Annotated in this window: 26 protein-coding genes; 16 read left to right on the plus strand and 10 right to left on the minus strand. The window is 70.5% G+C overall.

Features of this window, described 5'->3' with window-relative positions; translation table 11 throughout:
- Positions 1-144 precede the first annotated feature (144 nt).
- Positions 145-837: a DUF6348 family protein gene (locus AB0I28_RS37730; RefSeq protein ID WP_357500924.1), complete on the minus strand. Its 693-nt coding sequence runs from the start codon at positions 835-837 to the stop codon at positions 145-147.
- A gap of 163 nt (positions 838-1,000) precedes the next feature.
- Between AB0I28_RS37730 and AB0I28_RS37735 the strand changes: the two genes are divergently transcribed.
- Positions 1,001-1,420: a PH domain-containing protein gene (locus AB0I28_RS37735; protein ID WP_357500925.1), complete on the plus strand. Its 420-nt coding sequence runs from the start codon at positions 1,001-1,003 to the stop codon at positions 1,418-1,420.
- 18 nt (positions 1,421-1,438) lie between these two features.
- Here the strand turns inward: AB0I28_RS37735 and AB0I28_RS37740 are convergent, their stop codons facing one another.
- Both AB0I28_RS37740 and AB0I28_RS37745 read right to left on the minus strand, forming a co-directional pair.
- Entirely contained in the window at positions 1,439-1,969 is a 531-nt protein-coding gene (locus AB0I28_RS37740) for a YbhB/YbcL family Raf kinase inhibitor-like protein (protein ID WP_357500926.1), read from the minus strand.
- Positions 1,959-3,014 (minus strand): serine hydrolase domain-containing protein, encoded by a 1,056-nt coding sequence (locus tag AB0I28_RS37745; RefSeq protein ID WP_357500927.1) that lies wholly within the window; start codon positions 3,012-3,014, stop codon positions 1,959-1,961. Before AB0I28_RS37745 ends, AB0I28_RS37740 begins: the two co-directional genes overlap by 11 nt.
- A gap of 54 nt (positions 3,015-3,068) precedes the next feature.
- On the opposite strand from AB0I28_RS37745, the gene AB0I28_RS37750 reads away from it, so the two are divergent.
- From AB0I28_RS37750 to AB0I28_RS37790, 9 genes are all read left to right on the plus strand, one after another.
- Positions 3,069-4,169, plus strand: a complete 1,101-nt coding sequence (locus AB0I28_RS37750; RefSeq protein WP_357500928.1) for a PLP-dependent aminotransferase family protein — start codon at positions 3,069-3,071, stop codon at positions 4,167-4,169.
- Between the two features lie 529 nt (positions 4,170-4,698).
- The gene (locus tag AB0I28_RS37755) at positions 4,699-5,619 is read left to right on the plus strand and encodes an aminoglycoside phosphotransferase family protein (protein WP_357500929.1); all 921 of its coding nucleotides are present in this window, start codon (positions 4,699-4,701) and stop codon (positions 5,617-5,619) included.
- Between the two features lie 221 nt (positions 5,620-5,840).
- Positions 5,841-6,020: a DUF397 domain-containing protein gene (locus AB0I28_RS37760; protein ID WP_357500930.1), complete on the plus strand. Its 180-nt coding sequence runs from the start codon at positions 5,841-5,843 to the stop codon at positions 6,018-6,020.
- A gap of 103 nt (positions 6,021-6,123) precedes the next feature.
- Positions 6,124-6,822, plus strand: a complete 699-nt coding sequence (locus AB0I28_RS37765; protein ID WP_357500931.1) for an SDR family oxidoreductase — start codon at positions 6,124-6,126, stop codon at positions 6,820-6,822.
- Positions 6,823-6,946: 124 nt separating this feature from the next.
- Complete coding sequence (locus AB0I28_RS37770) at positions 6,947-7,273, plus strand: hypothetical protein (RefSeq protein WP_357500932.1); 327 nt, start codon at positions 6,947-6,949, stop codon at positions 7,271-7,273.
- A 225-nt stretch (positions 7,274-7,498) separates the two neighbouring features.
- Positions 7,499-8,353 (plus strand): potassium channel family protein, encoded by an 855-nt coding sequence (locus AB0I28_RS37775; RefSeq protein ID WP_357500933.1) that lies wholly within the window; start codon positions 7,499-7,501, stop codon positions 8,351-8,353.
- Positions 8,354-8,424: 71 nt separating this feature from the next.
- On the plus strand, positions 8,425-9,579 hold the full coding sequence (locus AB0I28_RS37780; RefSeq protein WP_357500934.1) for an FAD-dependent monooxygenase: 1,155 nt from the start codon (positions 8,425-8,427) through the stop codon (positions 9,577-9,579).
- 104 nt (positions 9,580-9,683) lie between these two features.
- Positions 9,684-10,907: a sensor domain-containing protein gene (locus AB0I28_RS37785; RefSeq protein WP_357500935.1), complete on the plus strand. Its 1,224-nt coding sequence runs from the start codon at positions 9,684-9,686 to the stop codon at positions 10,905-10,907.
- Complete coding sequence (locus AB0I28_RS37790; RefSeq protein WP_357500978.1) at positions 10,898-11,545, plus strand: response regulator transcription factor; 648 nt, start codon at positions 10,898-10,900, stop codon at positions 11,543-11,545. Before AB0I28_RS37785 ends, AB0I28_RS37790 begins: the two co-directional genes overlap by 10 nt.
- Here AB0I28_RS37790 and AB0I28_RS37795 read toward each other — a convergent pair.
- Positions 11,526-13,031, minus strand: coding sequence for an alpha/beta hydrolase (locus AB0I28_RS37795; RefSeq protein ID WP_357500936.1), 1,506 nt, complete (start codon positions 13,029-13,031; stop codon positions 11,526-11,528). The two genes, AB0I28_RS37790 and AB0I28_RS37795, sit on opposite strands and share 20 nt — an antisense overlap.
- Before the next feature lie 127 nt (positions 13,032-13,158).
- Between AB0I28_RS37795 and AB0I28_RS37800 the strand changes: the two genes are divergently transcribed.
- Positions 13,159-13,293 carry a hypothetical protein gene (locus AB0I28_RS37800; protein ID WP_357500937.1) on the plus strand — a complete coding sequence of 45 codons (135 nt, stop codon included), beginning with the start codon at positions 13,159-13,161 and terminating at the stop codon, positions 13,291-13,293.
- A gap of 129 nt (positions 13,294-13,422) precedes the next feature.
- On the opposite strand, the gene AB0I28_RS37805 is transcribed toward AB0I28_RS37800, so the two are convergent.
- Positions 13,423-13,812, minus strand: coding sequence for a YciI family protein (locus tag AB0I28_RS37805; protein WP_357500938.1), 390 nt, complete (start codon positions 13,810-13,812; stop codon positions 13,423-13,425).
- A gap of 153 nt (positions 13,813-13,965) precedes the next feature.
- Entirely contained in the window at positions 13,966-14,496 is a 531-nt protein-coding gene (locus tag AB0I28_RS37810) for a YtxH domain-containing protein (RefSeq protein WP_357500939.1), read from the minus strand.
- 119 nt (positions 14,497-14,615) lie between these two features.
- Here AB0I28_RS37810 and AB0I28_RS37815 point away from each other — a divergent pair, with 119 nt between their 5' ends.
- Together AB0I28_RS37815 and AB0I28_RS37820 are read left to right on the plus strand one after the other, a co-directional pair.
- Positions 14,616-15,140 (plus strand): peptidylprolyl isomerase, encoded by a 525-nt coding sequence (locus tag AB0I28_RS37815; RefSeq protein WP_357500940.1) that lies wholly within the window; start codon positions 14,616-14,618, stop codon positions 15,138-15,140.
- Between the two features lie 140 nt (positions 15,141-15,280).
- Positions 15,281-16,060, plus strand: a complete 780-nt coding sequence (locus AB0I28_RS37820; RefSeq protein ID WP_357500941.1) for a rhomboid family intramembrane serine protease — start codon at positions 15,281-15,283, stop codon at positions 16,058-16,060.
- Positions 16,061-16,401: 341 nt separating this feature from the next.
- Here AB0I28_RS37820 and AB0I28_RS37825 read toward each other — a convergent pair whose 3' ends face one another.
- Positions 16,402-17,109: an SDR family oxidoreductase gene (locus AB0I28_RS37825; protein WP_357500942.1), complete on the minus strand. Its 708-nt coding sequence runs from the start codon at positions 17,107-17,109 to the stop codon at positions 16,402-16,404.
- A gap of 81 nt (positions 17,110-17,190) precedes the next feature.
- Between AB0I28_RS37825 and AB0I28_RS37830 the strand changes: the two genes are divergently transcribed.
- From AB0I28_RS37830 to AB0I28_RS37840, 3 genes are read left to right on the plus strand one after another with little or no spacing between them, the layout of a single operon-like run.
- On the plus strand, positions 17,191-18,021 hold the full coding sequence (locus AB0I28_RS37830; RefSeq protein ID WP_357500943.1) for a helix-turn-helix transcriptional regulator: 831 nt from the start codon (positions 17,191-17,193) through the stop codon (positions 18,019-18,021).
- Positions 18,022-18,028: 7 nt separating this feature from the next.
- Complete coding sequence (locus AB0I28_RS37835) at positions 18,029-18,424, plus strand: AraC family transcriptional regulator (RefSeq protein WP_357500944.1); 396 nt, start codon at positions 18,029-18,031, stop codon at positions 18,422-18,424.
- A gap of 60 nt (positions 18,425-18,484) precedes the next feature.
- Positions 18,485-18,895, plus strand: a complete 411-nt coding sequence (locus AB0I28_RS37840; protein ID WP_357500945.1) for a VOC family protein — start codon at positions 18,485-18,487, stop codon at positions 18,893-18,895.
- A gap of 53 nt (positions 18,896-18,948) precedes the next feature.
- Here the strand turns inward: AB0I28_RS37840 and AB0I28_RS37845 are convergent, their stop codons facing one another.
- The 3 genes from AB0I28_RS37845 to AB0I28_RS37855 all read right to left on the minus strand — a co-directional run bounded on the left by AB0I28_RS37845 (position 18,949) and on the right by AB0I28_RS37855 (position 22,283).
- The gene (locus tag AB0I28_RS37845) at positions 18,949-20,097 is read right to left on the minus strand and encodes an acyl-CoA dehydrogenase family protein (protein WP_357500946.1); all 1,149 of its coding nucleotides are present in this window, start codon (positions 20,095-20,097) and stop codon (positions 18,949-18,951) included.
- Positions 20,098-20,111: 14 nt separating this feature from the next.
- Positions 20,112-21,656 (minus strand): acyl-CoA carboxylase subunit beta, encoded by a 1,545-nt coding sequence (locus tag AB0I28_RS37850; RefSeq protein ID WP_357500947.1) that lies wholly within the window; start codon positions 21,654-21,656, stop codon positions 20,112-20,114.
- Positions 21,657-21,794: 138 nt separating this feature from the next.
- Positions 21,795-22,283, minus strand: a complete 489-nt coding sequence (locus AB0I28_RS37855; RefSeq protein ID WP_357500948.1) for a chaplin family protein — start codon at positions 22,281-22,283, stop codon at positions 21,795-21,797.
- Positions 22,284-22,478: the final 195 nt, after the last annotated feature.

The raw sequence follows: 22,478 nt of genomic DNA on the forward strand, positions 1-22,478 counted from the left end.
GGGTTTGGGGCAGCGCCCCAGCAGGGTCCAGGGACGGAGTCCTTGGTGGGGGTCTGGGGGCGAAGCCACCCAGCGGGGGTGCTGGGGGCGGAGCCACCCAGCCGGATCTAACGCCGGGAACCGCCTCCGAAAGCCGCCCCCACCTCACACCGGATGCACCAGCAACGCGAACATCCTCGCCATCGAGAACTCCCCCGTCCTCGGCCACCCCATCGACTCCAGCGCCGCGCTCGCCTCCTCGTGCTCATCCCCGTTCACCCGCACCTCGACGGTCCACCGGTCGCCGCTCCCCCCGATGACCACCTTCACTCCGTTGAGCTGCGCCCGCGGCAGCTCCCCCAGCGCCGCCGCCAACCGCGGCAGTACCGGATTCTCGGCGAGCCACTCCGCGATCGCCGCCGTCCCCAGCGAGACGAGCTCCCCCTGAATCACATGCCACCCCGGCATCCCGAACGCGTCGTCGGCAGGAACGTGCACCGCCCGACTCCCATCGAGGAAGAACAGCTCGAGGATCGCCGAAGCCGTCACCGCCCCCCAGAGCGAGACGGCCTGCCCCACCGCCTCCTCCAGGCTCGTCCCGAGCCCCATCGTGCAGTCCCGGATGGAGGTCTCCACCGCGTGATCGAGGTTGGGAAAGAACACCAGGTCAAGGTGCGCCGGAAACCCGGTGTGATCGGCCCCGAGCCCGACGGCGGCATTCGCGCCACCCCGGACAAGCCGTCCCTCTCGGGTCCACGGTTGACCGCTGATGCGCACGAGCTCCGCGGCCACAAGGTCGAGAACCTGCTCTTCCGGGAGCCGGGGCGCGCCCTGGGCAAGGGCTGAAGGCATGGACATGCGCGGAATCTATCCCCACCGAACCAACGTCTACTCCGTCACACCCCCTCCCCCACCCCGGCCCCGCCATCCCTTGCGCCCGAAGCGAACTCCCCGAAACTCCCCGCACCCGCCCCAACTCCACCGCCCCCGCAACGCGCCGAGTACGGCACACTTGGTCATCGTGGAGAGCATCTTGCGCACCTGGCGGGTTCCGCGCCCCATCATCGCGGTCAAACTCGCCGGCACGGCCGCGTTCGCGCTGGTCGCGCTGTGGTTCGCCCACGACGCGAGCCGGCTGGTCGTCGCGGCCCTGGCGGCGCTGCTGCTCGGCGCCTACGCCGTGCGCGACCTGCTCTCCCCGATCACCCTCGCCGTCGACACCGAGGGCGTCTTGATCCGCCGCGGTTTCTTCGGGCAGCGGCGGATCCTGTGGGGTCAGATCGAGCGCATCCGCGTCGACTCCCGCCGCCGCCTCGCGGGTCGCTCCCACCTGCTGGAGATCGACGTCGGGGAGACGATCTACCTGTTCAGCCGCTACGAGATCGGCGCCGACCCGGCCGACGTCGTCGACGAACTGAAGGCGGCGCGCGCCGGGAAGTGAGCGCGCACCGATCCTCGGCTAGTGCTGGTATACCGGCGTGAGCACCGCGCGGGCGATCGTGTGCGCGGTGAGGTTGAACCCGGCGACGGCCGGCGTGATGTCGGGCCCGACGCCGAGGTCGTCGGTGTCGAGGGCGTGCACCGCGAACAGGTACCGGTGCGGGTGGTCCCCCGGAGGCGGGGCCGCGCCGCCGTAGTCGGCGGTGCCGTAGTCGTTGCGGACGTGGAAGGCGCCGTCGGGCAGGCCGGAGCCGTCCGCCTTGCCCGCGTCGCGCGCCAGGGTCGTCACCTCGGCGGGAATACCGAGGACGATCCAGTGCCACCAGCCGGAGGCCGTGGGCGCGTCGGGGTCGAAACAGGTCACCGCGAAGCCCTTGGTCGCCTTCGGGAAACCCTTCCAGGTCAGTTCGGGCGAGACGTTGCCGCCGCTGTAGACGAAGTCGTCGGCGAGGAGCTCGCCGTCACGGACGTCCGCCGAGGCGACACCGAACTCGTCGACCGCGGGCAGGAAGTCGTACGGCCAAGGTGCGCGGGTGCGTTTAAGCGCCATTGCGCTGAGTCCTCCAGATCGTATCGGTGACTTGGGCCACCGCACACCGTACCGGGTTCACGGTTGACCGGGTACGTGACGGATGCACCCGGTTTGTGAGGAGCACCGCCGTGGCCTCACGGGAGGGGTCGACGAGCAGCGATGTGCCGGTGAATCCGGTGTGCCCGTAGGCGTCGGTGAGCGGTCCGCACATGGCCGGGTCGCCGATGCGCGCGCCGAGTGCCTGCCGCCACCCCCCGTCGACGGGGACGGTCGTCTGCGGCGTGGTCATCAGTTCCGCCGACGCCGGCGAGAGCAGTTCCCCGGTGCGCAGGGCCTCGGCGAAACGCAGGACCTCCGGCGCGGTGGCGAAGACGCCGGCGTTTCCCGCGACGCCGCCCAGCGCGTAGGAGGCCTCGTCGTGCACGATCCCGCGGCACGTGCCCCGCTCGTCGATCTCGGTGGCCGCGCAACGGGACGGGTCGGCGGGCAGGAAACCCGTGGACTTCAGACCCAGCGGCTCGGCGATGCGCTCGGCAAGCAGGGCGTCGAGCCCCGCGCCCCCGGCCGACTCGACGATCCGCCCGGCGACCTGGAAACCCACGCAGGAGTAGCGGTGGACGGTGCCCGGCGCGTCGAGCAGCCCCACCGACATCACCGACCGCCAACGGGAGGGGCCGTCGACGCCACGCGGGGCATACACGTCCGGCAGCCCCGACGTGTGCGTGAGCAACTGCCGCAGGGTGACCCACGCGCTGTCGCCGTATTCGGGCAGCCAGCGCTCCACCGGCTCGTCGAGGGCGAGCGCCCCTTCGTCCACAAGCGACAGTGCGAGCACGGTCACGTAGAGCTTGGTCAGGGAGGCCAGGTCGTAGACGGTGTCGAGGGTGACCGGCTCCCGCTCGTCGAGCAGGGTTTCCCGCGTGTCGGCGAAGCGGGCGAGCTCGCCTCCCACTGCCTGGGAAACCACGGTTCCGCCGATGGAGACGAGTGCCACCGCGCCGGGAGTGACCTCCGGTACCGCACCGTCGATGACCTGCTGAAGTTCCTTCGCGTCCTGGCTCACCTGAACAGCGTACGACCGGTGATGGCCTGCGGCGATGCCCGTACGATTTGGGCCATGTCAGTTGCCGACACCAAAACCATCTCCTTCGCGCGGGGCGCGCCCTCTCTCGACATCGTCGACGTCGAGGGTCTCAAGTCCGCCGCGGTCCGCGCCTTCGACGCCGACCCGGGCGGGGTCACCGGCTACGGCACGTCGGTGGGCTACGTCCCGCTGCGCGAGTGGATCGCCAAGAAGCACGGCGTGCACGTCGACCAGGTCATGGTGACCAACGGGTCGATGCAGGCCGACGCTTTCCTGTTCGACCAGCTCGTCAAGGCGGACACTCCCGTCATCGTGGAGCGGCCGACCTACGACCGCACCCTGCTCGGGCTCCAGACCCGTCGCGGGGATCTGCACCCGGTCACGCTCGCCGACGACGGTCTCGACGTCGCCGAGCTGCGGGCACTGCTGGAGTCGGGCGTCCGTCCCGCTCTGGCGCACATCATCCCGAACTTCCAGAACCCGGCGGGCGTGACGCTGTCGATGCCGAAGCGGCAGGAGCTGCTGGCGCTGGCCGAGGAGTACGGGTTCCTGATCTTCGAGGACGACCCGTACCACGACGTCCGTTTCCGCGGGGAGACCCTGCCGCGTCTGCTGGACATGGACGGCGGCAAGGGCAACGTCGTCTACGCGTCGTCGTTCAGCAAGACGATCTGCCCGGGTGTGCGCGTCGGGTACCTCGTCGGTCCGTCGAGTCTGATCGCGCAGATCTGCAAGGCGGCGACGAACACCTACATCGCGCCGAACATGGTCGCGCAGGCGATCGTGCACCAGTTCGCCACGAGCGGTGCCCTCGACCAGTCGGTCAAGACCGTTCGCTTCGCTCTCAACGAGCGTGCCGACGCACTGGCCGCCGCGCTGCGCAAGCACCTGCCGGAGGCGAAGTTCACCGTCCCCGACGGTGGCTACTTCCTGTGGGTCGAACTCGGTGAGGACGTCGACGTCGACGAGCTGCTGCACGCCGCGGCCGCCCGTCACCTCGCCGTCGTCAAGGGCACCGACTTCCTCATCGAAGGCGGCGAGGGCTCTCTGCGCTTGGCCTATTCCGCCGTTAAGACCGAGGACATCGACGAAGGGGTCAAACGCCTCGCCGAAGCGGTACACGCAGTGCGGTAACTGTCCGTAGTGGACGGTCGAAAGTACCACTCTCGCTAACGTTTAGTGCAGGTTCACTGAGCACGGTGTAGAGGTCGGCTGTCGTATATGCGCCATGGCGGTTGTCCGCCAGGGAAAAGCCATTCCGAACCCGTGCTCCGGCGGTTAACAATCGCTTGCGATGGCACACGACGGCCAACCCCGACGGAGCCATCCAGAGACCAACCCCCCGCCCCCCCATGTGGCGCCGGGTGGACAGGCTCGCCGACTCCCCCCGCGGCGTTCCGATTTCCACCCGGCGCCACTCTTATGCCGGTCGCTCCGCTCCCCCTTCCTGATGGGGAGACTTCGTCTCCACACAACGTTCCCTCTTGCTCGCTGGCGCTCGCAGGGCAGGGGAGACTCCGTCTCCACCCGCACCCCCTCTGGCGTCGGCTGCGGTTGAGGCGCTTCCCGTCCCTAAACCCGTGGACGCGGGTCCCTCGCGGCGGTTTACTCGGCGCGAGTCGTCGCCGATCGACCGGCGTCCATGTACGAAAAGGGTTTCCTCGTGAGCAGCACGCCGGATCTCGGTCCCGTCCCCAAGCGCGTCGACGTCGGTGTGGAGCAGGTCCGCCGGCTCGTCGCCGAGCAGTTTCCCCAGTGGGCCGGCCTGCCGGTCCGGGCCGTGTCCGACGGTGGGTGGGACAACCGGACCTTCCACCTCGGCGACGCGATGCTGGTGCGGATGCCCAGCGCCGCCGAGTACGCCCAGGCGGTCGAGAAGGAGCACCGGTGGCTGCCGGCCTTCGCCCCCGTCCTCCCCTTGCCCATCCCGGTACCCCTCGGTAAAGGCGAGCCCGGCGCCGACTACCCCTTCCCGTGGTCGGTCTACCAGTGGATCGACGGCGAGCCGTCGAGCGTCGACCGGATCGCCGACCCTCTCGCGTTCGCCGAGGACCTCGCCGGTTTCCTGCTCGCCCTCCAGAAGATCGACCCCGCCGACGGCCCCCGCCCGGGGATCCACAACTGGTTTCGCGGGGGCACCCTGCGCACCTTCGAGACCTACACACGGGACGGGATCGAGGCCCTCGCCGGGCACACGAACGTCGACCTGGCCCGCGAGATCTGGGCGGCGGCGCTGGAGGCGCGCTGGGACGGTGTCGAACGCTGGTTCCACGGCGACATCGCCAAGGGAAACCTCCTGCTCGACGGTGGGAAACTGTCGGCGGTCATCGACTTCGGCACCTGCGGCGTCGGGGATCCGTCATGCGACCTCGCCGTCGCCTGGACGATGCTCACCGCCGAGGGGCGCAGGGTCTTCCGCGAGCGCCTGTCCGTCGACGACGCGACCTGGGCGCGCGGGCGCGGCTGGGCACTGTGGAAGACGCTCGCCACCGCCATGTACAGCGTCGACGGTGAGGACGAGGGCGACGAGGCCGTGGCCAAGGAGTCGTTGCGGGTGCTCGACGAGATCTACTCGGAGCGCTAGGGCGGGCCGAACGTGAGGGCCCCTCGAAACGGGATCCGAAGGGCCACGCTTTCGTTGGTCTCCCCGCCACCCGCTGACGCCCCGCCCCAACTCGCGCCCCGGTCCACCGCTTCCCGGACCGGGGCTTTGTCATGTTGGTTACCTATTCACCTCCGCCGTTGGCGGACCATCCACTCAAGCCACGAACATCGGCCGTTCGTCAAGGAAGTGGGGAGACCACCGTGAAGCGTGATCGCTTGATCTGGCGAACCTCCAGCCGTAGCGGCCAGACCGGCAACTGCGTCGAAGTCGCCGCCCTCCCGACTGGCGTCGGGGTGCGCGACACCAAGGCCCGCGGCACCGGGCACCTCACCGTCACCCGCGAGGACTGGCGCGGTTTCCTCGCCACCTTCGCCCCCTGACCCGCGACCCGCGCCCCGGTCCCCGCCACGGACCGGGGCGCCGCCCTCGGGCGAGAAATCACGGGTTGACCTCAAGCGCTCTTGAAGTGCTTCCATCACCCCCATGACCTTCCACGGACTCACCGTCGCCGTCACCGGCGCGGGCCGCGACCTCGGCCGCCGCCTCGCCCTCGCCTTCGCCGACGGGGGCGCCGAGGTCCTCCTCGCCGCCCGCGACCCGGCCGCCGCCGAAGAGACGGCCGCGCTGATCCGCGCCGGCGGCCGGGGGACGGCGAGGGCCTTCACCTGCGACCTCGCCTCGCCCGACTCGGTGCGCGCGTTCGCCACGGCCGTCGCCGAACACACCCCGCACGTCGACGTCCTGATCAACAACGGCGCCCCCTACCTCCACGGCGAGCTCGGCGACGCCACCGACGACGAGATCGTCGCGACCATCTCCGCGGGTGCGACCGGCACACTCCTCCTGACCCGTCACCTTCTCCCCCTCCTGAAGGCCTCCCCACGGCCCGACGTGGTGACGATCGTGTCGGCGGCCGGCGAACCGGGCCAGCACCGGTCCGAGGCGCACCCCGCCTTCTACGCCGCCAAGCACGCGCAGGCCGGCTTCGCCGAAATCCTCTCGTCCCGCCTGCGCGGGGAGGGGGTGCGGGTGATCTCGCTGTACCCGCCCGACTTCGTGCAGGAGGGCGAGCGCTCGGTGGGCGCGCCGCTGACGGCGGCGTCGGTGGCCGCCTGCGTGCTGTTCGCCGTCGGGCAGCCTCGCGACTGCTTCATTCGCGAGTTCCGCTTCGAACAGATCTGAACCGAGTTATCCACAACCGGTCGGTTATCCACAGCCTCAACCGCTTCACGTTTTTGATCCGCCTTCGCGCCTGCTTGTCTTGAGTCACGGCCTCACGACCGCCGTCGACGAACAGGAGCCAGCCATGACCGCCACCGCCTTCGCCCACGTCTCTGCCCAGTCCGGCACCGACCTGACCGACCTCTACGCCCCCGACTTCCAGCGCCAGGTCCGCAACGGCGACTGGACCTTCGATCTGACGGCCACCACGCTTGAGGAGGGCCGCAGGTACGCGCTCGAAGTCGCCGCCCTCGGGGAGGACGGCGAACCCGTCGCCCACCTCACGGCGGTCGTCGCGGCGACGGCGCTGGCGCACACGCGCTGGATGTTCGGCCGCCTCATCGACGAGGTCCGCTGTGCCCGCAAGCGCATGGGCGTGGAGGACCCTTCGGAGAGCGGCCGACCATCGTGACCGGGAGGGCGCCGCCGGGCCTTGCAGCTTGGAACTTGGAGGAGGGGTCGGGCCAGGGCTCGAACCACAGAACCCGCGCTGGACCTTCGCGATGGACCTTCGCGAACGCTCATCGCGAGCGGCCTTGGTGATCGGCCTGTCGGTGGCCTGTCGCGGCTGACCCGCCCCCGCTTCCGGCCGAAACGCCCCTTCCGTCGTCCCACACCCCGTGCCACCTTGGGTTACATGGCGCCACCTGCTCACACCGAGCCCGCACTCGAACGCTGGGAGCAGCGCACCCGCTGGATCCTCACGACCCTCGCGGTCGCCTTCCTCGTCGCCTACGCCGTCCCGGTCTTGTGGCCGGGGATCCACCCGTCGGTCAAGACGACCGCCGTCGTCGTCGACATCGTCGTGTGGGCGGTCTTCGCCGCCGACTACATCGCGCGGCTGATCATCGCGCGGGACAAGCGCGGGTTCATCCGCGCGAACCTGATCGACCTGGTGATCGTGCTGCTGCCGCCGGCGCGGCCGCTGCGGTTGCTGCGGGTGATCGTGGTGCTGGTCGAGGCGCTGACCCGGCAGGCGCACATGCGGGCGAGGGCGCGGTTGGGGGTGTTCGTCGGCGGCACGGTCGTCCTGATGGTGATCGTGTCGGCGCTGGCGGTGCTCGACGCGGAGCGGGCCTCGCCCGACGGGAAGATCCTCAACTACCCCGACGCGCTGTGGTGGGCGGTGGTGACGGTGACGACCGTCGGGTACGGGGACTTCTTCCCCGTGACGGTCGAGGGGAAGTTCGTCGCGGTGACGCTGATGCTCACCGGGATCGGGCTCATCGCCTTCGTGACCGGCTCCTTGGCCTCGTGGGTGGTCGAGAAGGTCGCCGCCGAGGGAGAGGAGTCGGAGGAGGAGACGCGGGAGGACATCGCCGCCGTGCTGGTCGAGGTGCGGGCGCTGCGCACGGAGATCGCCGATTTGCGGGAGGAGCGTGAGGCGCGGGAGAAGGCGTCCGAGGCGAGCGCGGAGTCGCCCGAAGGGGCGCGGACACCGGGGCAGGAGGCGTCGGATCGATCGCCGCCGGGTCCGCGGCGACCGGAGTGACCTGTCTGATTGACACCCATAGTTAGAGGCTCTAGTGTTTGTTACATCATCTAACACCGGAGGGATCTCCCATGGGCACTGCGATCGTCATCGGCGGGGGAATCGGCGGCCTCACCGCCGCGGTGGCACTGCGGCGCGCGGGCTGGCGTGTCGAGGTCTACGAGCGGGCGGCGGCCATCGACACGGTCGGCTCGGGTGTGAGCATCGCGCCGAACGCGGTGAAGGCCCTCGACTACCTGGGTCTGCGCGGCTCCTTCGACACCGTCGCGGGACGGCTCGACGGCATGGAGATCCGCCTGCGCTCGGGGCGGCGGATCTCGCACGCGCGCGGCGCCATGATCGAGTCCCGCTACGGCGCTCCCTTGACCGCCATGCACCGCGCCGACCTGCACCGGGTCCTCACCGACGCGCTCGGTGACACGCCACTGCGCACCGGGCACACGGTGACGGGCGTCGAGCCGGACGGCACGGCGACCTTCGACGGGCCCCGGGGTCCGGTCACGGTGACCGCCGACCTCATCGTCGCCGCCGACGGCGTGCACAGCACCGCCCGGCGACGCCTGTTCCCCACCTACCCGGGGCCCGAGTACGCCGGCTACCCGGTGTGGCGGGGCATCGTCCCCGCCGACCGCGCCCGCGGCATCGACTTCGGTGACCGCCTCAGCGAGTCGTGGGGGCGTGCCCGGCGCTTCGGCGTCGTGCCCTTCGCCGACGGCCGCGTGTACTGGTACGCGTCGGAGACGCTGCCCGCCGGGGCGCGGCTGCCCTCCGGAGCCGCCGACGTACTCGCCCGCTTCGCCGGCTGGCATGACCCCATCCCGCAACTGATCGCCGCCACACCCGACGAGGCGATCCTGCGCCACGACGTCCACTACCTCCGGCAGCCGCTGCCGAGTTTCGTGCGCGGCCGGGTCGCGCTCCTCGGCGACGCCTCCCACGCCGTCACACCCGACATCGGCCAGGGCGCCTGCCTCGCGATCGAGGACGCCGTCCACCTCACCGAAGTCCTCGGCAAAGGCGTCGACGAGGGCCTGCACGCCTACGACGAGGCCCGCCGTCCGCGCACGACCCTCCTGGCCACCCGCTCGGGCCGCATCGGCCGCATCATCCAGACCCGCAGCGGCACCGCCGCCTTCCTCCGCGACCTCACCGCCGACCTCACCCCCGCCACGATCAGCATGCGCACCATCGGCTCCATCTACGAGTGGAACCCGCCCGTCGGCTAAGGCGACTCCGTCCACATCGCACGGACCGAGGTAGTGCCCGCTCTACCCCGAAGGTAGATCTGGAGACCGTTTCGGCAGGCGGCCGGCCTTGTAGCGTCGTCGCCATGTCGAGCGAAGCCACGCTGTGGCCGACGATGGCCCACCCGCCGCGCTTCCTGCGCTCCGCGTGGCCGTGGCGCTGCCTGGCCTACCTGGTCACCACACCCCTCTTCGCGCTGGCCGGCTGGCTCGCCGTGCTGCCCACGTTCGTGCTGGTCGGCCTCCCGGTCGGCCGCTGGGAACGATGGCGGCTGCGGCTGATCCACCCGGCCGGCGTGACCGACCCGCACAACGTCCCCGAACCCGGCCGCCGCGTCTGGCTGCGCACCCGCCTGCGGGAAGGCGCGACCTGGCGGGAACTGGGCTACGCCCTCTGCCTGCTGACCGTCCTGCCCGCCCTCGACCTCCTCGCCCTCGCGGTCCTGGGCGTCTGCCTGGTCCTGCTCGCCATGCCCCTGCTCGTGGTGGCCGGCGACAACGCCGAACTCCGGCTCGGTGAGCACCTGGTCGACACCTTCGGCGAGGCGACGGCCTTCAGCCTGCTCGCGATGCTGCCCCTCACGACCCTGACCGTCTACGGCCTCTGCGTGCTCGCCGGTGCGCAGGCCGCATTCGCGCGTTCGCTCCTGGAGCCGACCCGGGCCGAACTCGACCGCCGGGTCCGCGACCTCGCCCACTCCCGCGACCGCCTGGTCGCCGCCTTCGAAGCCGAGCGGCGCCGGATCGAGCGCGACCTCCACGACGGCGCCCAGCAGCAGCTCGCCCTGCTCAGCATGAGCCTCGGCCTGGCCGCCCGCGAGCTGGGTCCCGACTCCGGCCGGGCCGGCGAGCTCGTCGCCGACGCGCACCGGCAGGCCCGCCTGGCGCAGTCGGGCGTACGGGAACTCGTCCGGGGCATCCACCCGCAACTGCTCACCGACCACGGGCTCGCGGCAGCCGTCGAGGAACTCGCCGAGCGCTGCCCGATCCCGATGGAGCTCGACATCCGCCTCGGCGAGCGCCCGTCGGCGCCGGTGGAGTCCACCGCGTACTTCGTGGTCTCCGAGGCGGTCGGCAACGCCGTCCGGCACGCCGCCGCCGGGCGGATCACGGTCAGCGGTGAGCGTCGCGCAGGGTCGCTGGTGCTGACGGTCGTCGACGACGGGAGGGGTGGGGCGGACCTCGCACGGGGTTCGGGCTTGCAGGGCCTGTCCGACCGGGCCGCCGTTCTCGACGGGCGGCTCGCGGTGCTCAGCCCGGTGGGCGGGCCGACGTCGGTGCGGGTGGAGCTGCCGTGGCTCTGCGGATAGTCGTCGCCGAGGACTCGGTGCTGATGCGCGCCGGACTGGTCGGGCTGCTGGAGGCCTTCGGGCACACGGTGCCCGCCGCGGTCGGCGACGCCGTGGCGCTGCCGGCCGCCGTCGCCGAGCACGGCCCCGACCTGGTGCTGACCGACGTGCGGATGCCGCCGGGGAACACCGACGACGGGCTGCGCGCGGCGGTGGCGCTGCGCGACGCCCACCCAGGGCTGGCGGTGCTGGTGCTGTCGCAGCACGCGGCGACGGCCTACGCGGCCGAGCTGCTCGGCCCGGCGGGGCGCGGCGGTGTCGGCTACCTGCTCAAGGACCGGATCGGCGAGGTCTCGGAGTTCGCCGACGCCGTCGTCCGGGTCGCCGCCGGTGAGACGGTGATCGACCCGGACGTGGTGCGGCAGCTGCTGACGCGGCAGCGGGTCGTCGACCCGCTCGACGCGCTCACCCCCCGCGAGCGGGAGGTGCTGACGCTGATGGCCGAGGGCCGGGCCAACGCGTCGATCGCCCGGGAGCTGGTGGTGGGCGACGCCGCAGTGGCCAAGCACATCGGCAACATCTTCGCCAAGCTCGGCCTGACCGGCGGCGAGGACGGTCACCGCCGGGTCCTGGCCGTGCTCAGCTACCTGCGGCGCTGACGCGCGTGCAGGTCAGGTCGGCGGCCGGCAGCACCCCGTCGAGCAGGTACCGGTTCACGGCGCCGTCGACGCATGGGTTTCCCTCCACTCCGTAGACGAGGTGCCGGTGGGCGTCGTCGAGGGTGATCATCCGGGAACCCGACAGCGCTTGGTGCATCGCGAGCTGGCCGGCGCGGGGTGTGCGCGGGTCCCCGCTCGCGCCGACGATCAGCGCGGGCACCGCGTTGTCGATGCGGGTCGGCGCCTCGACCGGCGCGGTCGGCCAGAACGCGCACGGCGTGATGTTGCGGGTCAGCGGGCCGAACAGCGGCTCGCTCGACCGGTGCGCGCGAATGTCGCGGTAATAGGTCTCGGGGTCGCGGGGCGCGGCGCGGTCGGCGCACAGGAACAGAGTGCCGTCGCCGATCCCGTTCGGCGTCGTGGCCATCCTCAGATGCGTCTCCAGGCCCGGGGTCGGGGTGACCCGGCGGCCGTCGGCGGCGTCGGCCAGCACCCGGACGTCGGCGGCGATGCCGGCGAGGTCCTCCTCGGTGTCGAAGCGGATGGGCAGGAACAGCAGCACCGGAAGCAGCCGGGCGTCGACCAGGTGATCGCCGACTCGCAGCAGGCGCTCCTCGGCGGCCCGGCGGACGCGCTCGACGGTGGCCAGGACCGCGTCGCGGGTCGTGCCGAGGTGGTAGGTCGCGTCGCGTTCGGCGGCCCAGCAGGCCCAGTTGCGCAGCGCGGCCTCGGTCGCCTCGCCCATCGCGCGGGTCACGCGCGGACCGTAGACCTCGGGGTCGACGGCGCTGTCGAGCACGAAGCGGTCGACGCGCTCGGGAAACATCTGGGTGTACACCGCGCCCAGGTAGCTGCCGCCCGACCAGCCGACGTAGGACAGCTTCGGTTCGCCGAGGGCGGCGCGGACGCGGTCGAGGTCGCGTGCGGTGTTGCGCGTGGTGGCGTGCGGCAGGAGGGCCTCGTTTCCCTCGACGCACCCGGCGGCGAGTTCGCGTGCCCGGGTGGCGCCCTCGGCGAAGGTCTGCCAGGTCGGCCCGGCTCCGCGCATGGACAGGCCCGTCTCCCAGTCGCAGCTCAGTGGGCTGCTGCGGCCGACGAAGCGCGGGTCCATGCCGATGAGGTCGTAGCGGGCGGCGACCTCGGGTGAGATCTCGGCCAGTTCGAGGACGAGGTCCAAGGCGGGATCTCCCGGCCCGCCGGGGTTGAGGGCGAGCGCGCCGCGCCGGGCTGCCGGGTCGGTGGCGGGCAGGCGGGAAACCGCGATGTCGATGGTGCGGCCGCGCGGGCGGGAGTAGTCGAGGGGGACGGTCAGCTCGGCGCACCGGGCGCCGGCGGCGTCGAGGGCCGCGCCGATCTCGTCGCCGGGTCCGGTGCTGCAGGAGTGCCAGTTCAGCGGGGTGACCGTGGGGTCGGCGGTGGCGGGTGCCGGGATCGTTCCGACGAGCAGCGCGGCGCCGAGAGCGGCGGCGATTCTGCGTGTGCGCATGGGTTTCCTCACTGGATTCGGGGTCGGTTCGACCCTAGGAATCCGGGGAGGCCGGGGGCGATAGCGCTGGCTGACGGATGGGGGGTAGTGCCGGGTGGACCATCAGGCGGCGAAGGCCTGTCCCCCGATGACGCGCAGCAGCTCCAGCATGGCCACCGACGCCGAGCCCGGTGGGGCGGTGAACACGAACAGCCGCTGGTCGGCTTCGGCCGACAGACCGGCGAGCCGCGCGACCTCCTCCCGGCGCAGGCCGGGCGTGTGACGTCGCGGTCCGTCCTCGGCGGGCGCGAGGCCGCCCTCGCGGCGAGGGCAGGACGGTGATCACAGCGTGAAGAGGCGGCCCGAGCCGATATTTCACGTGAAACATCCGTTCGAGCCGCCGCGAAGATCCCTAGGCCGGCGCCTGGCCGATCGGGTGCAGCACGATCGGGAAGTTCAACGGCTTCCCGCCGGGCCCCGGCGCGGCCGAGATGTGCGCGCCGATCTCGACGGCGCGCTTCTCGTCGGCGAGCTCCAGCAGCCAGTACCCGGCGAGGAACTCCTTCGACTCCGGGAAGGGCCCGTCGGTGACGATCGGCTCGCCGTCGTCACCGGCCTGGATGACCCGCACGGTGTCGGGGGCCGCGAGCCCTTGCGCGTCGAGGAGCTCACCGGGCTTGAAGTAGTTCTCCATCAGCTCGCGCATGAACTCGACGTGGGCGACCACGTCCTCCCGCGCCCAGCTCGCCGGCCCGGCGGCCATGTCCAGCGCGGTGGCCTGCATCAGCAGCATGTACTTCATCGTCTCGGCTCCTCGCCGTCGTCGGGCGCCGCATCACCGAGCGCCCCCTCTACAGCTTTATCGGAACCGACTCGTGCGTTTCGACATGCCCGCGCAAAAAAGTTCGCGCCCCCGGCCGTGAGGCCGGGGGCGCGTTACGCGTCTGGCAGCTGGTCACCGTGACGTGTTGAGACCGTTCGGGGAACCCGATCGGATCTTGTCGCCGGCGCGACCCGCGGCGGCACTCGCCTTGTCGGCCAGCTGACCCGCCTTGTCGCGGGCGCTGCCGGCCATGTCGGCGGCCTTTTCCTGAGCCTTGCCGGCCAAGTCCTTGGCCTTGTCGCCGGCGTCGTCGGCCAATCCTCGGGACTTGCCCGCCGCGTCGCGGCCGATGTCCCGAAGGTCATCGCCCGCTTCCGTGGCGGTGTAGTCCTCCCACTGATCGCGACGGCGCTTCACCATGTTCAGCACAGCCACACCAGCGATGGCGCCGACCCCGATCGCCCCTGCGATCCAGGGCCACCGGCGACGCTTGGGGGGCTTTCGCAGCCCGATCGTGACCATCGCGCTTCCCACCTTGGGACCGATGCGCTCCGCCGCTCCTTGAGCGGCGTGCGATGCGGCCGTCCTGAAGTGGCCGAAACTCTGGCCGAGTTCGTTACGAACGACCTGTGTACGGTTCTTAGCAGATTTTCCGAAAGGCACCGCTGTCCACCTCCTGTTCGCCAATCACATACCCAGCTACCTCGATCATCATGCACGTTTTGTCGGCGGCTGTTGCCCGATTCGGTGAGCACGATCAACCCCATGGCAGGATGGGACGCATGACCACCGCGACACTGCACACGAACTTCGGCGACATCAACCTCAACCTGTTCGACAACCACGCGCCCAAAACGGTGCGGAACTTCGTCGGACTCGCCGAGGGCACCCAGGAGTACACCGACCCGTCGACGGGCGCGAAGGGCTCCGGCCCGTACTACGACGGGGTCATCTTCCACCGGGTCATCAAGGACTTCATGATCCAGGGCGGCGACCCGACGGGTACCGGGCGGGGCGGCCCGGGGTACACGTTCGACGACGAGATCCACCCCGAGCTCCAGTTCACCAAGAAGTACCAGCTGGCCATGGCCAACGCGGGCATCCAGATGGGGAAGGGCACCAACGGTTCCCAGTTCTTCATCACCACGACCGCCCCGAACTGGCTCAACGGCAAGCACACCATCTTCGGTGAGGTCGCCGACCCCGAGTCGGAGAAGGTCGTTGATGACATCAACGCCAACCCGACGAGCGCTGGCGATCGTCCGGTCAAGGAAGTCGTCATCGAGCGCGTTACCATCAAGCGTTAATGGACGCAGGGCAGATCGGGTCGGTCACGTGTTACCGCCACCCACAGCGCGAGACATATGTTCGCTGCTCACGGTGCAACCGCCCGATCTGCCCTAATTGTATGCATGAAGCCTCAGTCGGCTTCCAATGTCCGGAATGCGTGAATGAGGGCCGTCGTACGGTCCGGCGCGCGGCCGGCAGCTTCGGCGGCGGAGTCGTCGCCAAGACCGAGTACGTCACCTTCACGCTGATCGCGCTCAACGTCGCGATCTTCCTCCTCGACGCGATCCTGTCGAAGGGCTCCTCTCTCGGCGGTTTCGGCATCGGCGGGGGCAGTGGTTTCAGCCCCATCCAGCTCTACGGCGCGGTTCTCGGCGTCAGCGCCGAGTCGGGCGGAACCGTCTACACCGGAGTCTCCGAAGGCGCCTACTACCGTCTCCTGAGCGCCGACTTCGTCCACTTCGGACTGCTGCACATCGGGCTGAACATGTGGGCCCTCTACGTTCTGGGCCGCTACCTCGAACGCACCCTCGGGCACATCCGCTTCGCCGCGCTCTACCTCGTCGCCGGCATCGGCGGCAACGTCGCGGTCTACCTGTTCAGCAGCCCGCTGCAACTGTCGGCGGGCGCCTCGACCTCGATCTTCGGCCTGTTCGTCGCGGTCTTCTTCATCAACCGCAAACTCGGCCGCGAGACGACCTCGATCGTCGTCCTGCTCGTCATCAACGTGATGGCGACCTTCTGGATCAGCTCGATCAGCATCGCCGGGCACATCGGCGGCCTGGTCACCGGCGCGATCCTCTCCCTCGGCCTGGCCTACGCCCCCCGCGGGAAGCGGACCCTCGTGCAGGCCGGCGTCTTCGTCTTCGTGCTCATCGTGCTCGCCGTCATGGTCGCCTACCGCACCCAGGTGCTCCTGGGCGATCCGTTCTACGGCTAGAGCCACCCCTGTGTCCGGAGGTGCCCACCTCCGGGTTCGTGCCCCCGCCGCCCTCGGCCTCACCGTGGCCGCGGCCGTCGCCGCCGTCCAGGCCGACCTGCCCGTGTCTGCGAGCGACGTCCAGCCTGGCGACAAGGGCGTGCTGAACTTCTGGGGCATCTCGCTCCAGTCGCGCACGACAGAAAGGGCCCCGCGCACTCGCGTGGGACCCTTTCACGCCTGAGGCGGCGATGTTTCACGTGAAACATACGTTCGAAGGCCTCCAGCGAGCCCGAGAAGGGGTCCGTTTCACGTGAAACATCCGTTCGACGGGTCGCCGCCGCGCGCTCAGGCCAAGCCGGTCAGACCAGGCGCTGCCCGCCGTCGACGTGCACCACCGAGCCGGTCGTGAAACCGTTGCGCGAGACCGCGATGAACGCCTCCGCCAGATCCTCGCCCCGGCCGACGCGCCCGACCGGCAGTCGCGCGGCCATCCCCGACAGCCTCGCCGCCCGGTCGTCGCCGGCGAGCCGGTCCCACAGGTCGGTGTCGACCCAGCCGGGCGAGACCGCGTTGACGCGAATCGGCGCGATCTCGACGGCCAGCGCCCGCACGAGCGCCTCGATCGCGCCGTTCGCGGTGGCGATCACCGCGCCGCCGGGCGCGGGCCGGTGCGCGTTGAAGCCGGCGGTGATGGTCAGCGACTCCTTGACCAGGCCGGGCGCGTACTTGGCCAGTAGCAGCGGGCCGAGGACCTTGATGTCGAAGGCGTCGCGCGCCAGGCGCGGGTCGAGTCCGGCGACGGGCAGGTAGGCACCTGAGACGTCGACGGCGGTGGTGACGACGTGGTCGACGGGTCCGGTGAAGTCGTAGAGCTCGCGCACGCGGGTCTCGTCGGCGAGGTCGACGGTGCGGGTGCGGACGTCGCCGTCGGGAAGCGAGGCGGCGGCGTGTTCGAGGCGGGCGGCGTCGCGGCCGGCGATGACGACGGATTCGCCGCGGGTCAGGAGGGCGGCGGCGAGCACGCGGCCCATGCCGGAGCCGCCGCCGATGATCAGTGTGGTGGTCATGGGCCGATCCTGCGTCGCTTCGCGGGCGTCGTTCAGGGTGCGTTTCACCTGGGTGCGCGGCACCCCCTTTAGGCTTGCGCGGTGGACAACGAGCTGGGCGTCTTCCTGCGTGCCCGGCGGGCGAGGGTGGCGCCCGCCGATCTCGGGCTGCCCGAGGGCGAGCGTCGTCGCACGCCGGGGTTGCGGCGTGAAGAGCTGGCGGCGGCGGTCGGGGTGAGCGTCGACTACTACACGCGGCTGGAGCAGGGGCGCGAGTCGCGGCCGAGTGTGCGGCTGGTGCGGTCGCTGCAGGTCGTGTTGCGGTTGGGCGAGGACGAGTGCGCGCATCTGGACTCGCTGGTGCTGCGCGCGGCGGGCGCGCGGGCGCGGGCGGGTGCGCCGCCGGAGCCGACGCAGGCGCAGCGGCGGCTCGTCGAGACGGTCAGTCCGGCGCCCGCGTACCTGCTGAGCCGGGTCAGCGACGTGCTCGCGGTCAACGCCGAGGGCCTGGCGCTGCTGCCGGGCCTGGCGGAGGCGCCGGCGCGGATGAACACGATCCGCTACATCTTCCGCGACCCGCGTGCCCGCGAGATCCTCGGCGACTGGGCGGCCTCGTGCGCCGACAACGTCGCGCATCTACGCTCGGTCGGCACCGCCGACCCGCACGCCGCCGACCTGGCCGCGCTGGTCGCCGAGCTCTCGGCGGCCTCCCCGGAGTTCGCCGGGCTGTGGGCGCGCTACGACGTGCGCCGGTGGAGTTCGCGGACGAAGAGCTTCCGGCATCCGGTGGCCGGCGAGTTGGAGCTGACATCACAGACGCTGGCGCTGCCCGAGGGCGGACGGCGGCTGGTGGTGTACCAGGCCGAGCCGGGTTCGGCCGCCGAGAAGGCCCTGGCGCTGCTCGGCGCCGAACCCCCTGAGGAGATGCCGTGATGACCAGGTGAGCCGCGCCGAAGAGGACACCAACCGCCGCATGCTCCGCGCACGCGACGCCATGGACCGCGCCTACGCGCAACCGCTCGACGTCCCCACGCTCGCGCGCATCGCCCACGTGTCGGAGGCGCACTTCAACCGCACCTTCCGCGCGACCTTCGGCGAGACCCCGCACCGCTACCTCCAGCGCCGCCGCGTCGAGCGCGCCATGTTCCTGCTGCGCCAGACCCGAAAGAGCGTCACCGACATCTGCTTCGAGGTCGGCTTCGGCAGCCTCGGCACGTTCAGCCGCACCTTCCACGACATCGTCGGCAAGTCCCCGCGCACCTACCGCAACGACAACGCCACCGCCGCCTACATCCCGACCTGCTACACCAAGGCGTGGGGCCGGCCGAGAGCCTGAGCGGCGAGAACAGCGGTTTCGGATAAGTTTTCGGCCGCCCACGTCGGTAACGTCGACACCATGTTCAACACCATCACGCACTCGCAGATCTACGTCCTCGACCAGGACGAGGCCCTCGACTTCTACGTCGGCAAACTCGGCCTCGAAGTCACCGCCGACGTCGACATGGGCTTCATGCGCTGGCTGACCGTCGGCATCCCCGGCGACACCAACCGCCAGATCCTGCTGGAAAAGCCCGGCCCTCCGTCACTGTCGGAGGAGACCGCCGAGCAGGTCCGCGCGCTGGTCACCAAGGGCGCCACGGGCGGCGGGCTGATCTTCACCACCGACGACTGCCGCAAGACCTACGAGACGCTCAAGGCCAAGGGCGTCGAGTTCACCGACGAGCCCACCGAGCAGCCGTACGGCATCGACTGCGGGCTGCGCGACCCCTTCGGCAACAGCATCCGCTTCACCCAGCTGCCCTCCTGAGGCCGGACGCGACAACGGCCCCGCGCACGAGCGCGGGGCCGCCACGTCCTCGCCTAGAACCCCAGGTCGCGGGCGATGATCATGCGCTGGACCTCCGAGGTCCCCTCACCGATCTCCAGGATCTTCGAGTCGCGCCACATCCGCGCCACCGGGTACTCGTTCATGAACCCGTACCCGCCGTGGATCTGCGTCGCCGCCCGCGCGTTGTCCACCGCGCACTCCGACGCGTGCAGCTTCGCGATCGCCGCCTGCCGCTTGAACGGCTCACCGGCCAGCATCCGCGCCGCCGCGTCGTAGTACGCCAGCCGCGACGTGTGCGCGCGGGTCTCCATGTCGGCGACCATGAACTGGATCGCCTGGTTCTGCCCGATCGGACGGCCGAAGGCCTCCCGCTGATGCGCGTACTTGATCGACTCGTCGACACAGCCCTGCGCCAGGCCCACCGACAGCGCGGCGATCGCGATGCGCCCCTCGTCGAGGATCCGCAGGAACTGCGCGTACCCGCGACCGCGCTCGCCGACGAGGTTGGCCAGCGGCACGCGCACGTCGTCGAAGAACAGCTCGCGGGTGTCGGAGGCCAGCCAGCCGACCTTCGAGTACTCGTCGGCGACGGTGAAGCCCGGTGTCCCGCGCGGCACGATGATCGAGGAGATCTCCGGGCCGCCCTTCTCGGTCGTCCCGGTGACGGCGGTGACCGTCACGAAGTCGGTGATGTCGGTGCCGGCGTTGGTGATGAAGCACTTCGAGCCGTTGATGACCCACTCGTCGCCGTCGACGACGGCCTTCGTCTTGGTCGCGCCGGCGTCCGAGCCGCCGCCGGGCTCGGTGAGCCCGAACGCCGCCAGGGCCTCACCCCGGCACAGGCGCGGCAGCCACTTCGCCTTCTGCTCCTCGGTGCCGAAGCGGTAGATCGGCATCGCGCCGAGGGAGACGGCCGCTTCGAGGGTGATCGCCACCGACGAGTCGACGCGCGCGAGCTCCTCCAGCGCCAGGCAGAGCGCGAAGTAGTCGCCGCCCATGCCGCCGTACTCCTCGCTGAACGGCAGGCCGAACAGGCCCATCTGCCCCATCTGGCGGACCAGCTCGTAGGGGAACTTGCGCTGCTCGTAGAACTCGCCGATCACCGGTGCGACCTTGTCGGTCGCGAAGGCCCGCACGCTCTCCCGCAGCGCCGAATACTCTTCGGACAGTCCAAAGTGCATGGTAATACTCCTTTTTAGACTGGCGTGATGCCGTGTCGACGGCGCGAGAAGGTGCGGTCCTTGGTCGCCGCGGCCGCGTAACGGGCGATCAGCTCGTCACGCAGCCGGTCCGGTTCGACGATCGTGTCGACGACCAGCTCGGCGGCCAGGTGGGTGATGTCGATGTCTTCCTCGTAGGCCGCGCGCTGGTCGGCGATGAACTTCGCGCGCTCCTCGTCGTCCTCGATGGCCGCGATCTTGCGGGCGTACACCGCGTTCACGGCCGCGTCGGCGCCCATGACGGCGATCTTCGCCGTGGGCAGCGCGATCGTCGCGTCGGGCGCGAAACCGGGACCGGCCATGGCGTAGAGCCCGGCGCCGTAGGCCTTGCGGACCACCACGCACATCTTCGGGACGGTCGCCTCGGAGATCGCGCTGATCATCTTGGCACCGTGGCGGATGATGCCCTGCTTCTCGACGGCCGAGCCGACCATGAAGCCTGGCACGTCGGCCAGGAACAGCAGCGGGAGGTTGAAGGCGTCGCACAGCTGCACGAAACGCGCCGCCTTGTCGGCGGAGTCGACGAACAGCACGCCGCCCTTGAACATGGAGTTGTTGGCGACCACGCCGATCGGCTGCCCGTTGAGGCGCGCGAACCCGGTGGTGAGCTCCTTGGCCCAGCGCGCCTGGATCTCGAAGAAGCTGCCCTCGTCGACGAGCCCCTTGACGAGCTTGCGGATGTCGAAGGCCTGCCGCTCGTTCGGCGGGACCAGCGTGGACAGTTCGGCCGGCTCCGGTTCGCGGGCCTCGGTCACCGGACCCTGTCCACTGTGGTTGGACGGCAGGTAGCTCAGGTAGTCGCGGACGACCTGGAGGGCGTCGGCCTCGGTCTTGCACAGGAAGTGCCCCACACCCGACTCGGTGGTGTGCATCTTCGCGCCGCCCATGGCCTCCAGCGTCGTCTTCTCGCCGGTCACCATCTCGACCATGCGGTCCGACCCCAGGTACATCGAGGCGTTGCCCTCGACCATCGCGACCACGTCGCAGAACGCCGGGATGTAGGCGCCGCCGGCCGCGCTCGGCCCGAACAGGGCGCACACCTGCGGAATGGAACCCGAGGCGCGGACCTGGTTGTAGAAGATCCGCCCGGCGCCGCGACGGCCCGGGAACAGCTCCACCTGGTCGGTGATGCGGGCGCCGGCGGAGTCGACGAGGTAGACCATCGGCACCTGCGTGTCGTAGGCCCGCTCGGTGATCCGCAGCAGCTTCTCGACCGTCCGCGCGCCCCACGACCCGGCCTTGACCGTCGAGTCGTTGGCGGCGAGGCACACCCGGCGGCCGTCGATGGTCGCCGTGCCGGTCACCACGCCGTCGGCGGGCAGGTCCGGGTCGCCGCCCGGCCCCGTCGACAGGGCGTTGGCGAACAGCCCGTCCTCGACGAAGGAGCCTTCGTCGACCAGCAGCGCGATGCGCTCGCGGGCGAAGAGCTTGCCTTTGGCGCGGTTGGCCGCGTGGTACTTCTCGGCCCCACCGGACCGAATCTGCTTGGAGAGCTCGTCGAGGTTGTGCTCGTGCTTCATACCTGCCGCCTCGCTGCGCCGGACGTCCCTTAACGAGCGTTAGGTTATCCGAGATCGGGGCCGGCCGCACAGGCGGAGGGCGCCGAAAAGCGGGAGCGACGTCACGTCGCTCCCGCCCTCATGCCTTGGGTGCTGCTACTAGCCGTTGTTGGCGGTGGCGTTGCCGCTGCAGCCGGCGTTGGCGACGCCGAGAATGGCGAGCGAGTTGCCGCACACCGACACCGGGATCTGCACGTCGGTGTCGACCTGGTTGCCGTTCAGGAGGCCGTAGTTGTCACTCGTGTGGTTGCCGCCGTGGCCGTGGCCGTGGCCGTGGCCGTGCCCGTGGCCGTGCCCGTGGCCGTGGCCGTGGCCGTGGCCGTGGCCCTTCTTGCCGTGGCTGGTGTTCATCGTGGCGGTCGAGTCACCGTGGCAGCCGGCGTTGGCGACGCCGAGAATACCGATCGCGTTTCCGCAAACGCTGACCGGAACCTGGACGCCGGTGAGGATCTGGTTGCCGTTTCCGGCACCGTAGTTGTCACTCGTCGTGGCGTTTCCGCCGGCCTGCGCGGTACCACCCGCGAGCAGAACCAGTCCGGCGGCGATCATGCCGACTCGTACGCCGTTGCGCGCGAGGCTTGAGTTCATGGAAACTTCCTGCCTTTCGGTTGACTCGTCACTTCGTCGTCTTCTTACTGCCTGGGTGGACAGGGCTTTCGCACCACCAATGTGCCAGTGAGGACTGCCTCACGTGTTGCCACCGTAAAGGGAAACGAGTCGAAAGGTTGGAGGAAACGGATTTCCACCAGGAACTTCATATTCCCCCCGTCGTTCGGGGAAGCA

Source organism: Phytomonospora sp. NPDC050363 (genome assembly GCF_040655735.1).
GTDB lineage: Bacteria > Actinomycetota > Actinomycetes > Mycobacteriales > Micromonosporaceae > Phytomonospora.

Coding starts and splice junctions, on each gene's coding strand:
- AB0I28_RS37730 (WP_357500924.1), bottom strand. CDS start 837: ATGTCCATGCCTTCAGCCCTTGCCCAGGGCGCGCCCCGGCTCCCGGAA.
- AB0I28_RS37740 (WP_357500926.1), bottom strand. CDS start 1,969: ATGGCGCTTAAACGCACCCGCGCACCTTGGCCGTACGACTTCCTGCCC.
- AB0I28_RS37750 (WP_357500928.1), top strand. CDS start 3,069: ATGTCAGTTGCCGACACCAAAACCATCTCCTTCGCGCGGGGCGCGCCC.
- AB0I28_RS37765 (WP_357500931.1), top strand. CDS start 6,124: ATGACCTTCCACGGACTCACCGTCGCCGTCACCGGCGCGGGCCGCGAC.
- AB0I28_RS37770 (WP_357500932.1), top strand. CDS start 6,947: ATGACCGCCACCGCCTTCGCCCACGTCTCTGCCCAGTCCGGCACCGAC.
- AB0I28_RS37775 (WP_357500933.1), top strand. CDS start 7,499: ATGGCGCCACCTGCTCACACCGAGCCCGCACTCGAACGCTGGGAGCAG.
- AB0I28_RS37780 (WP_357500934.1), top strand. CDS start 8,425: ATGGGCACTGCGATCGTCATCGGCGGGGGAATCGGCGGCCTCACCGCC.
- AB0I28_RS37785 (WP_357500935.1), top strand. CDS start 9,684: ATGTCGAGCGAAGCCACGCTGTGGCCGACGATGGCCCACCCGCCGCGC.
- AB0I28_RS37795 (WP_357500936.1), bottom strand. CDS start 13,031: ATGCGCACACGCAGAATCGCCGCCGCTCTCGGCGCCGCGCTGCTCGTC.
- AB0I28_RS37800 (WP_357500937.1), top strand. CDS start 13,159: ATGACGCGCAGCAGCTCCAGCATGGCCACCGACGCCGAGCCCGGTGGG.
- AB0I28_RS37805 (WP_357500938.1), bottom strand. CDS start 13,812: ATGAAGTACATGCTGCTGATGCAGGCCACCGCGCTGGACATGGCCGCC.
- AB0I28_RS37815 (WP_357500940.1), top strand. CDS start 14,616: ATGACCACCGCGACACTGCACACGAACTTCGGCGACATCAACCTCAAC.
- AB0I28_RS37825 (WP_357500942.1), bottom strand. CDS start 17,109: ATGACCACCACACTGATCATCGGCGGCGGCTCCGGCATGGGCCGCGTG.
- AB0I28_RS37840 (WP_357500945.1), top strand. CDS start 18,485: ATGTTCAACACCATCACGCACTCGCAGATCTACGTCCTCGACCAGGAC.
- AB0I28_RS37845 (WP_357500946.1), bottom strand. CDS start 20,097: ATGCACTTTGGACTGTCCGAAGAGTATTCGGCGCTGCGGGAGAGCGTG.
- AB0I28_RS37850 (WP_357500947.1), bottom strand. CDS start 21,656: ATGAAGCACGAGCACAACCTCGACGAGCTCTCCAAGCAGATTCGGTCC.
- AB0I28_RS37855 (WP_357500948.1), bottom strand. CDS start 22,283: ATGAACTCAAGCCTCGCGCGCAACGGCGTACGAGTCGGCATGATCGCC.